This window comes from Clostridium sp. D53t1_180928_C8 (assembly GCF_015667795.1).
Classification (GTDB): domain Bacteria; phylum Bacillota; class Clostridia; order Clostridiales; family Clostridiaceae; genus Clostridium.
This window is the reverse complement of record NZ_JADPEL010000038.1, coordinates 1-10363: the sequence shown is the minus strand read 5'-3', so window position 1 is coordinate 10363 and position 10363 is coordinate 1. Positions and strand designations below refer to the sequence as shown.

5 protein-coding genes are annotated in these 10363 nt (G+C 30.4%); 2 read left to right on the top strand and 3 right to left on the bottom strand.

Features of this window, described 5'->3' with window-relative positions; translation table 11 throughout:
- Positions 1–387: 387 nt before the first annotated feature.
- Positions 388–1518 carry a 3'-5' exonuclease gene (locus I4V51_RS16045; protein WP_195989449.1) on the top strand — a complete coding sequence of 377 codons (1131 nt, stop codon included), beginning with the start codon at positions 388–390 and terminating at the stop codon, positions 1516–1518.
- A 172-nt stretch (positions 1519–1690) separates the two neighbouring features.
- Here I4V51_RS16045 and I4V51_RS16040 read toward each other — a convergent pair whose 3' ends face one another.
- Positions 1691–1981, bottom strand: a complete 291-nt coding sequence (locus I4V51_RS16040) for a hypothetical protein (RefSeq protein WP_195989448.1) — start codon at positions 1979–1981, stop codon at positions 1691–1693.
- Between the two features lie 178 nt (positions 1982–2159).
- Here I4V51_RS16040 and I4V51_RS16035 point away from each other — a divergent pair, with 178 nt between their 5' ends.
- The gene (locus tag I4V51_RS16035; protein ID WP_195989447.1) at positions 2160–7895 is read left to right on the top strand and encodes an endo-alpha-N-acetylgalactosaminidase family protein; all 5736 of its coding nucleotides are present in this window, start codon (positions 2160–2162) and stop codon (positions 7893–7895) included.
- Between the two features lie 76 nt (positions 7896–7971).
- Here I4V51_RS16035 and amrS read toward each other — a convergent pair whose 3' ends face one another.
- Both amrS and amrA read right to left on the bottom strand, forming a co-directional pair.
- Positions 7972–8874 carry an AmmeMemoRadiSam system radical SAM enzyme gene (amrS, locus tag I4V51_RS16030; RefSeq protein WP_195989446.1) on the bottom strand — a complete coding sequence of 301 codons (903 nt, stop codon included), beginning with the start codon at positions 8872–8874 and terminating at the stop codon, positions 7972–7974.
- Between the two features lie 21 nt (positions 8875–8895).
- A complete protein-coding gene (gene amrA, locus I4V51_RS16025; RefSeq protein WP_195989445.1) occupies positions 8896–10308 on the bottom strand; it encodes an AmmeMemoRadiSam system protein A in 1413 nt (470 codons plus the stop codon).
- Positions 10309–10363: the final 55 nt, after the last annotated feature.

Genomic DNA, 10363 nt, shown 5'->3' with positions numbered 1-10363 from the left:
GGGGGCAGGACTTGAACCTACGACCTTTGGGTTATGAGCCCAACGAGCTGCCAACTGCTCCACCCCGCGATATTATGTCTTGCAAACTTGTTTTGCTTAACTTGTAGGTTAAGTATAACCTTTAAGGAGTGTATAGTCAAAACTTATATTATGTTATATTAAGCCTTTAGGTGATAAGAGGTATCTTAGAATGATGAATTTGACTATATACTAGCAATATCACAATATAATTTTGCAAAATAAATATAAATTTTAGAAAAAGACTTGAGGAATAAACCTTAAGTCTATGTTTTTTAATTTATTATTTAAAAATATAGGCTTAAAATTATGATATAATTCTTATTATATAGATTAAACATTAAATTTAAATAGAGTAGAGGTACAAGCATGATAAATCCAAAAAGAGAGTGGAGAAAATTTGAATCACATGAAGATAAAATAGAGGTTTTAAAAGAGTTAAAATTAGTTAGTCCTAAGGCTAATGACATTAAAACACTATATTATAAGGGAGCATATACACAAAATGCTGTAGAATGTGATGTTGTTGGAATAGTTGATAATAATGAAATAATATTAGATATAAATGGGGAATTACATAGTATACATCCAGATTATTTATTAGATATGCAGAAAAAAGAAAGATTTATTATTGTAGATATAGAAACTCCAAGAAGCTTTAAGCCTGCTGATGGAATTAGAGAAGTTGCTGCTATTGTTGTAGAAGATTATAGAGTAATTGATAGCTTACATTTAGCAATTATTAATGATGAAGAGCAATATAAAAATGGATATGGTGATGGATTAGAGGCAATTGAAGAAAATGAAGAGCTTAAATCAAAATTCAAAGCACTAGTTAAAAAATATAAATGTCCTTTAGTAGCTCATAATGCAAGCTTTGATAGAAACTTTTTAAGATACTGGGGATGGGTTGAGGACAATCAAGAGTTTTATTGTAGTATGAATACAATAAAAATAAAGGAAACCTTACCTTCATATAAGCTAGTTTATTTATTAGAACATTATAATATTAAAAAAGGACAGGCTCATAATGCATTACAAGATGTTTTAGACTTATTAGAATTATTAAAGGTTATAAAGCCTGAAAGATGGTCAGCTTTAAGCATACCAACATCAAGCTCAGCTATAAAGAAACATAATAAGGAAAGTAAAGACAGCAGTGAAGCTTCAGCACCTGCTAATAGATTTAAAAAGTTTGTAAAGGATAAGGAAAAGGTTGCAGAAGAAAAGGAAATGATTGAGTTTGCTAAAAATAACTTAATAAAGGATATCTTTAATAAAAAGAAAATAGTCTTTACTGGAGATATGTCTAAAAGTAGAGGGGAAATGAGAGCAACAGCTATAAGATATGGAGCAGACTCTCCAACTAGTATAAGTGGAAAGACTAATATGCTTGTAATAGGAGAAGAAGCTGGTAAGAGTAAATTAGAAAAAGCTAAAAATTTAGGAATAGATATAATTACTGAAAAAGAGTTTTGGGATATTATTAATAATAATTAGTATATTTATTTAAGGAAAAGGTGAGAGAATTATGGAAGCAAATGTGCTTATAGAAGAATCAGTGGAAGAAATAAAAATTTCAACCAATAGCATTGACTATATTTAAAGAAGCAATTTAATTAATTTATTTTTAGGCAGTAATAAAAAATTTTATTACTGCCTAAGTTTATTATTAATATTTATCAGCTTGAATTTTAAAGCCTGTTTTCATATCATCAAAATAATAATCAATATAAATAGATTTTAGTATTGGTTCTAATACTTTATTTATAATAATAGGTATACCATCAATATTATAAATAGTATCATCTTCACTTGGATAATCAAAGGCCATTCCTATGTTAGGGCCGGAGCAACAAGAAGTACTTTTTATGTAAAGCTCTATATGTTTATCAGGATTATTATATTCTTTAATCTTTTTTTCTAAATTGTTTTTAGCTGATAGAGAAATATAGATATTCATATTACCTCCATAATGAAAATTGTTTTTATAACACAATTAGTTTGCAATATTTTATAATTATTATGCGAAAATCACAATAAAACTAAAACAATTCCCAAGAAAATTGTATGCAATAAATTACAAATAATGTAGAATTATACTTGTAAAACAAACACGAGAATTAATAGGGGGAGAAAAGATGGGTAAAGATATAAAAAGAAGGGCCATGAGTAAAAGGTTAGCTGTTTTATTAGCTAGTGTTGTAGTAGTTAATCAAGTAACTTCAGTCATACCAGTAAATGCTACTGGCAATAATGTAAACGATATCTCGAGCGGAAGTGCTGTAGTTTTAAATGATGAGGTTTATACATTAAACTTTGATGAAACTGATAAAGGGCAACCTAACTGGCATGACATACAAGGTAGTGGACAAAGAGTTATAGAAGATGGACATTTAAAAATAACTAGAGATACTACAAATAATAATTTTGTTTTTTATGATCAAAATGCTCCAATGCTTGCTGATGGAGAAGTTGAAACTGAATTTACTTTTGAAGGGGGAACAAGTAGATTTGGTGTTGTTGTAAGACCATCAACAGATGGTAACTTCTTATTTGTAGGATATAATGATAATGGAAAATGGTTAATAGAAACTAGTAATTCATGGAAAGATGATATAGCAGGTCCTGCACTTCAAGAAGGACAAACTTATAAGTTAAAGGTTAGATTTGAAGGCAAGAAAATCACTATTTGGTTAGATGGTGAACAAATATTTAGTGAAGTAGTAGAATTATCTAACATGCCAACAGCTCAAGGATATGGTGTTGGATTTAGAACATGGTATGATCAGAAAACTGTAAAGGTAAACTATTTAAAGGCTGGAGCAGTTGGATCAATTACTGATGAAGTTGGAGATAAGACTATTGAATCAATTGAAGAGGTAAGTGTAAGTACAGAACAGTATATTAGACCTGTAATGCCAGGTACTGTTAACGTAACTTATAGTGATGGAACAAAGGGAAATCTTCCTGTTGCATGGGATACTATATCAAAGGACAAGTATGCAAAGGTAGGAACTTTTACTGTTGAAGGTACAGTTGAAGGAACTGATGTTAAGGCAGTTGCAAATATTAATGTTACTGAATCATCTACAGGATTAATTCCACCAGATGTAGAAGTTGAAGAAATAAGATTAGAATCTAAAAAAATGACAGCAGTTTTAGATAATAATTTCCCAAGAGTAATTAGATATGAATGGAAATCTGATGGAGCAGTATTAACTGGTACTGAAGAACAATTATATATTACTGAAATAAATGATATACCATATGTACCAACTGTTAAAGGAAAATTAAGTGGCGATAAAGTTAAGTATACTATGACATTTGATGAAATTGACGTAGTTATTAAATTAGAAATGAGTTTTACTAAAGATGATGTTTTAAGAATGGAAGTAACAGATATTAAGGAAAAAGGAGATTTTATAGTTAAAACTTTAAATTTCCCTGGACATAGCTTAGCTTCTGTAAAGGATTCTGATAATGGACAATTAGCAGGAGTATCAACTCAAGGAAATAGAAATGATGTTAAAGAAGAGTTTAGTTCAGTAGCAGATAAAACATTAGGAAACTTCCCTAAAATTTATGGAATGATAAATAATGATGAGTTTGCTGTTACATTAAATAATAACTTAATTGAAAGTGGAAATAAAGCTATTATAAGCGTTGAACAAGAAGATGGATATAAGAAAGCATCTATAGCAAATGGAAAATGGACTTATAGAGAATCGCTTAAGGAAACTGCAACACAAGCTAAGTTTGTTGGACAAATTGCAGGTGTAGATATAGCAGAAGAAAATGAATTAGATGGTACTCAAGTAATTATACAAAGTGGTAACTCAATAAACAAATATATGGGTAAAGAATATGAAGCAGTTTACTGTGGATTAGGCGGAGTAGAAGACTTTGAAGGTAAGGATTTAAGAGGAAAAGTCGCTATAGTTGATAGAGGAACTCATACTTTCGTAGAAAAGGGACAAAATGCAAGAGAGGCAGGAGCTGCTTACATTATTTGTATTAACAATACAACTGGAGCTGTTCCAGTTCAAGGAGAGCAAGATTCTCTTAATATGATAGGTATAAGTCAAGAAACTGGTGAATCAATTAAAGCTAATTTATCAGAAGATGGTACTACAACAGTAAAATTAAACTTAAATTCTAATACTAGCAATGATGTAGTTCCTGGAGATCCAGAAGAATTACCATGGTCTGAAATCATGATTGCTAGAGATGAAAATGGTAATGGAAAAGTTACTTGGCAAGATGCTGCTATTAAATATAGAGATAATATGGAAGAAGTAGAAGGGGCAGATTATGTAAGAAACAGCTTCTCTTATATTCCATTTAATATAGGTTCATTAGCACAAATGCCATTTATAAAAACTGCAGATTATGTTAAGAAGTTATCAAATTATACAGATGGATTTGGACAATTAGTTCTTCATAAAGGATTCCAAGCTGAAGGGCATGATGATGCTAAGGCTGATATTGGAGGACATACTGGTATAAGACAAGGTGGAGTAGATGACCTTAATGAATTAATAGAAATTGGTAAAGACTACAATGCAAGAATAGGGGTACATCTTAACTTAACAGAATATCACTTAGATGCATTCCAATTTAAAGTAGAAAATTTAAGACCAGGATTTGAAGCTGGATGGAACTGGTTAGATCAAGCTTATTGGGTTGATAAGAGAAGTGATATTTTATCAGGAGAGCTTGCAAGAAGATTTGATTTATTAGAAGCTGATCACCCAGATTTAAGCTGGATATATATAGACGTTTATGATGGTGTAGGCTGGAACTCAAAAGTGTTAGCTGAAGAAATACACAGTAGAGGATGGATGGCAGCAACAGAGTTTAATGGACCATTATATGAAGATGTTGCTTGGACTCACTGGGGTGCAGACCCTGCATATCCTAATGCAGGTAACTCAAGTAAAATTTCAAGATTTATAAGAAATCAAGAACAAGACGTATATATGTCAGATGACCTATTAAAAGGTGGAAAGCATATGTTAGCTAGTGGATGGGGAACTAGGCATGATGTAGAAGGCTTCTATGCAATAGAAACATTCTATAATCAAACTTTACCATCTAAGTATATGCAACACTTTGAAATAATGGAATGGGAAGACAATGGAACTGAAGGATTTGTTAAGTTTAAAGGAGGCTTAGAATCTAAGAGAGAAAATGGATACAATAATATGTATCAAGATGGTAAGCTTATAGCTTCTACTGCTCAAGATACTATTAATGATAGAGGGATAGGTAAAACTACTTTATTCTTACCTTGGACATGGGAACAATTAGATGAACAACCAGAAAATAAAGTATATCACTGGAACCCATATGGAGGAGAAACAACTTGGGATCTTCCAACAGGATGGGAAGGAACAGAAACTGTTAAGTTATACGAGTTATCAGATTTAGGAAGAACTTTTGTTAAAGAAATAGAAGTCGTTGATGGTAAGGTAACTATAGATGCTAAACAAAATACTCCTTATGTAGTATTCCAAGAAAAGGTTAATGAAGATAGAATTGATTCTTGGGGAGAAGGATCTTTAATAAGTGATCCAGGATTTGACTCTCAAAGCTTTGATCATTGGAATGTTAAATCAACTAGTGACAATATGGAGCATTTAAAGATTGAAAATGAAACTGTTGATAGAAGAAAAGGTAATGATGTATTTGTAGTTGAAGGTATTGAAAAGGAAGATCCAACATTAATACCACAATCTGAAATGACAGCAACAGCTACAAGCAGTCAATCAGGAGAAGGCGCAGATAAGGCTATTGATGGAAATGAAAGTACTTTATGGCATACTAGTTATGCAGGTGTAACTGGTCCTCAAAATATAACTGTAGACCTTGGTGGAAAACATGAAATTAATAAGGTTACTTGTCTTCCAAGACAATCAGGAAATAATGGTAAGATAACTAAATATGAATTACAAGTAAGCACTAATGGACAAGACTTTACTAAAGTAGCAGAGGGTGACTGGAATACTTCATCAGATCTTAAGACTATAAACTTTGATGCAGTAGAAGCTACTCATATAAGATTAGTTGCTAATGAATATGTTAATGGATTTGCTTCTATGGCTGAATTAAATGTTCATAAAAATGTAGAAATTCCAGATGAAGAAAAGGTATTTGGAGAAGGGGCTAATCTTTCTCAAGAAATAAAGGATTTAGTACCAGGAAAAACTTATATAGCTTCAGTATGGGTTAAAAATAGTGGAAATAGAGAAGTTACTTTAGGTGTAGATTGTGGTGGAAAAGAAACTACAAGCACAATTGATAGAGCAACTACTAGAATGAACACAGGTGAGGGATTAAAGTGGCATGGTGAAAGATTAACTAGAATGAGAGTTGAATTTACAGTGCCAGAAGGGGTTACAACAGCTAAATTATATGTTGATATTCCAAGGTCAGAAGAAGCTACAAGAGTAATGCTTGATGACTTCAGAATATGGACTAACCCTCAAGAATCTGTAGCTACAGACAGAGATGGTTATGTAATATACGAAGACTTCGAAAATGTTGATGAAGGACATGGACCATTCTATATGGGACAAAATTTAGGTACTGATAATAGAACTCACTATGCTGAAAAGAATCCAGAAGGTGGCCAATACATGAACTGGGTTATCAGTGATAGATTCTCATTAAAGACTAATCAACAAGCAGGTACAACAGGTCATATTTTATTAACTGACCAATCAACATTACAATTAGAACCTAATAAAACTTATGAATTAGGATTTAAGTATACTAATAAGATAGATAATTTATATACTGTATCTGTAAATTCAGCAACTGCTGGAACATTATTTGAAGAGGTAATAACTCCAGGTGAAGTTATTGGACAACCTACTGATGGACCAGGATATAGCAGAGAAGTAAAAGAGTTTAAATATGAATTTACAACTGGTGATGCTGTTGATTACTATTTAGCTATCAATAAAGGTTCTGGATATGATGAATTAGTTATAGATGATTTATATATCAAGGATTTAACTGAAGAAGAAGTTGCTTCAAATAAGAAACATTTACAAATTGCTGTTGAAATGGCTAAGGAAGTAACCGAGGCTGAATTAGAAAATGTTGTTCCTGCTGTAGTAGAAGAATTTAAAGCAGCTTTAGTTAATGCAGAAGCTGTATTAGGAAATGAAAAAGCGACTCAAAGTGAAGTTGATCAAGCGTTTGATAGATTAAGTGAAGCAATGCAAATGTTATCCTTTGAAAAGGGTGATAAAGCAGCTTTACAAGAATTAATAGATAAAATAGAAAAGTTAGATTCTAATGAATATATAACTGCTACTTGGAATAAGCTTCAAGAAAAATTAGATGCTTCTAAAGCTATAATAGCAGATCCAAATGCTATGGAAAAAGAAGTAATGGAAAGCTATGATAAGTTAGTAAGAGCATTCTTAGAATTAAGATTAAAACCAAGCAAAGATAAATTACAAGATTTAATCAATAAAGCTGATGCTTTAGATTCTAGTAAGTATACTAATAAAACTTGGAAGGCATTAGAAAAGACATTATTATTAGCTAAGTCTGTTCTTTCTAATGAGGATGCAACAGAAGAGGAAGTTGCTAATGCTGAAGCTAATTTACAAAAATCTATAGATGGTTTAATTTTAGCTGATGCTAGTAATGGAAATGACAACAATAATAATAATAATGGAAATAACGGAAACAATGGTAATAACAGTAATAGCGGAAATAATGGTAATGGTGGAAACTCAAATAACTCATCAAAACCAGGAAAATTACCTCAAACAGGTGGAGCAAATGCTTTAGTTACATTATTAACTGGATTAACTGCTATTGGAGGCGGATTCTTATTCAAGAGAAAAAATAAATAATAATATTTAAAGCAAAATAAATTTAAGCTCGAAACCACTGATATTAGTTTTATTACAAATATCAGTGGTTTTTTGTTTAATTTAAACAAAATTCAAGTTCTTCTTCAGTTAAGTTTCCAAGATAAATATTGTTTAAATAATTCTTTAAAAAGTTATAAGCTTTTTTTATATCATAAAGAGATGTTTCTGGTGAATACATTTTATATCTAGGAAAATATCTAGATAAATGTAAGGTTATATTTTTATCTATAGAGCCTAAAAATTCTCCTAATTCTCTTAAGGTTATATCATCAGTATTTTCATTAGGAATTAAAAGGGTAGTAACTTCAACATGACAACCCATTTCCCAGGCAATTTTTATAGTATTTTCAACATCCTTTAAAGCTCCAAAGCAAAGCTTTTTATAATATTCATCATTACCTTTAAGGTCTATATTCAATGCATCAATATATGGTAATAGCTTTCTTAAAGGTTCTTCACAAATAAATCCATTAGTAACAAGGACAGTTTTGTGATTTTTATTTAAAGCTTTAATTTTTTTACAAACATCATAAACATATTCATACCAAATACTAGGCTCATTATAAGTAAAAGCAAGACCTAAATTATTTTCAACTTCTAAAGAAATATGAGCCATTTCTTCAGGAGGAACATAATTACTTTTAGGTCTATTTTGAGAAATAGCATAGTTTTGGCAAAATGAGCATTTAAAGTTACATCCAAAGGAGCCAATAGAAAGTATATTGCTACCAGGATAAAAATTATATAAGGGTTTCTTTTCTATAGGGTCTAGGGAAAGGGAAGTAATTTCCCCATAATTTATACTATATAATTTAAGAGTGCCATCATCATCTTTTTTTACTTCACGAACTCCACAAACTCCTTTTTGACTTTCTTTTAAATTACTACATCTATGGGGACAAAGGTTACAATTAATATAATTATCTATTTTTTCATAAAACATTGCTTCTTTATTCATAATTAAATATACCCTTTCATTTTAATCACCATCATCTATTTCCTTAAAGCGTTCCACCTTGAATCTTTCTAAAGAGTAGTTTTCATTAGGCATTATATTTCCCTTTTCCATAGCAATTGCTACTTGTTTATCAGCAGTATCTATTCCTTCAAGATTAGGTAATAATAATCCTCTTCTATGCCCACAAGATACTATAACTCCATAATTTTGTGGATCTAATTCTTCAAATGTAGTTGGTTTAGGCGGATATAAAAGATCGACAGATATATCAATATCTAAAAGTTCTTCTTTTCTAAGTGGTGAAAATCTTGGATCATTTAATGCAGCACTAATAGAATTGTTTATTATTTCTTCTGCAATAGAATTTGTAGTAGGTTCAGTAGTTCCAATACAGCCTCTTAAATCACCATTAATTTTTAATGAAACAAATACTCCTTTTTTATCATTTAATAATTTAGAATTACTATCAAAAATATTATTATTAATTAATTCATCTATAGTTAATAACTTGCCATTATTAAAGTAATTATCAAGATTTAATCTTGCAAGTCTTGTATAAACACTTCCATTTAATATTCTTCTTTCATTTTCATTTTCCTTATCTTTTATAAGTTCATTATATAAATCTGCATTTTCATTAATAGATGGAGAGAACTCCATAATTCCATAGCCAACGCCAAAAGGTCCTTCATAACTTAAAAGCTTAGAGGAAATATTATTATCATTTAGTACACCAGCTAAAATATAAAGGGATCTTAAGCCACATTCACCAGCTTTACAAATTAAATTCTTATCTAAGTTAAATAAATTTTTAAAATCACCTTTTTCTAAAGTATTAATTAACTTTTTATCAAACTCTGCACCGAGTGGTGTATAAGGATAAGGACCATCTTGTGTCAATCTATGAGATAAATCACCAGATGCTATGAAAACAGCTTTTTTACCTATATCATTAACAGCTTTACTTATACATTTACCAAAGTTCATAAGTTCTAAAGGAGCTAACATTCCATAGGTTATATGAACAAGCTTATAGTTTTTAGTATTATCCACAAAATATAAAGGAACCATAGCACCATGGTCAAGTTCTAAATTAATATTATATAAATTTGCAGTATTTTCATCTAATGATGCAGTAGGAATATTTTCTTTTTCTGCATTTTTTATAATTTGGGATGTAAGTTCTTTATCTATTTCAAAATTTAGCTTTACATGTGGTGCATTGAATTTTCCAAAGTCACCTTTTAATTTTGAAGCTGTTATAAGTGCAATAGCATCTCTAAATACTGTTCCATGAGGAGAAACCATAATTATTGTTTCAGGTTCTAAGTTATCTATTTTTTTACCAATTGATTTGCATGCATTTAAAGTATTTATAGCCTCATTTTCTCTCCCTTGACCTATTTCATCAAGAAGATTATTATCAAGGATCATTTGTATTGTATTTTAATTATAGTAATGGTAAACCATATATTAATGCAGGTGAAGC